Here is a 1,465-nt window from a genome sequence, read left to right as displayed (position 1 = left end):
TCGGCTTAGGTCCCGACTAACCCTGAGCGGACGAGCCTTCCTCAGGAAACCTTAGGCATTCGGTGGACAAGATTCTCACTTGTCTTTCGCTACTCATACCGGCATTCTCACTTCTAAGCGCTCCACCAGTCCTTACGGTCTGACTTCGCTGCACTTAGAACGCTCTCCTACCACTGACATCAAAGATGTCAATCCACAGCTTCGGTGATACGTTTAGCCCCGGTACATTTTCGGCGCAGAGTCACTCGACCAGTGAGCTATTACGCACTCTTTAAATGGTGGCTGCTTCTAAGCCAACATCCTGGTTGTCTAAGCAACTCCACATCCTTTTCCACTTAACGTATACTTGGGGACCTTAGCTGGTGGTCTGGGCTGTTTCCCTTTTGACTACGGATCTTATCACTCGCAGTCTGACTCCCATGGATAAGTCTTTGGCATTCGGAGTTTGACTGAATTCGGTAACCCGTTGGGGGCCCCTAGTCCAATCAGTGCTCTACCTCCAAGACTCTTACAACATGAGGCTAGCCCTAAAGCTATTTCGGAGAGAACCAGCTATCTCCAGGTTCGATTGGAATTTCTCCGCTACCCACACCTCATCCCCGCACTTTTCAACGTGCGTGGGTTCGGGCCTCCATTCAGTGTTACCTGAACTTCACCCTGGACATGGGTAGATCACCTGGTTTCGGGTCTACAACCACATACTAAACGCCCTATTCAGACTCGCTTTCGCTACGGCTCCGCCTTATCAGCTTAACCTTGCATGGGATCGTAACTCGCCGGTTCATTCTACAAAAGGCACGCCATCACCCGTTAACGGGCTCTGACTACTTGTAGGCACACGGTTTCAGGATCTCTTTCACTCCCCTTCCGGGGTGCTTTTCACCTTTCCCTCACGGTACTGGTTCACTATCGGTCACTAGGTAGTATTTAGCCTTGGGAGATGGTCCTCCCAGCTTCCGACGGAATTTCACGTGTTCCGCCGTACTCAGGATCCACTCAAGAGGGAACGAAGTTTCAACTACAGGGTTGTTACCTTCTTCGACGGACCTTTCCAGGTCGCTTCATTTACTTCGTTCCTTTGTAACTCCGTATAGAGTGTCCTACAACCCCAAGAGGCAAGCCTCTTGGTTTGGGCTAATTCCGTTTCGCTCGCCGCTACTCAGGAAATCGCATTTGCTTTCTCTTCCTCCGGGTACTTAGATGTTTCAGTTCCCCGGGTCTGCCTTCAATATCCTATGTATTCAGATAAAGATACTGTTCCATTACGAACAGTGGGTTTCCCCATTCGGAAATCTCCGGATCAAAGCTCACTTACAGCTCCCCGAAGCATATCGGTGTTAGTCCCGTCCTTCATCGGCTCCTAGTGCCAAGGCATTCACCGTGCGCCCTTTCTAACTTAACCATTAGCGAATAAATGGTACAACATAATGTTGTGTTATTTATTGATTTGATTAAAGAAAAGTTT

Annotated in this window: 1 rRNA gene; it reads right to left on the bottom strand. The window is 49.3% G+C overall.

From position 1 onward, the window contains the following. A 23S ribosomal RNA gene (locus ACFX4W_RS04540) occupies positions 1-1,402 on the bottom strand; the annotation flags it as partial. Positions 1,403-1,465: the final 63 nt, after the last annotated feature.

This window comes from Priestia sp. YIM B13489 (genome assembly GCF_042787645.1).
In the GTDB taxonomy this organism is placed as follows: domain Bacteria; phylum Bacillota; class Bacilli; order Bacillales; family Bacillaceae_H; genus Priestia; species Priestia megaterium.
Note: the sequence above shows the minus strand (reverse complement) of the source record. Positions and strands in the feature narration are given on the sequence as shown.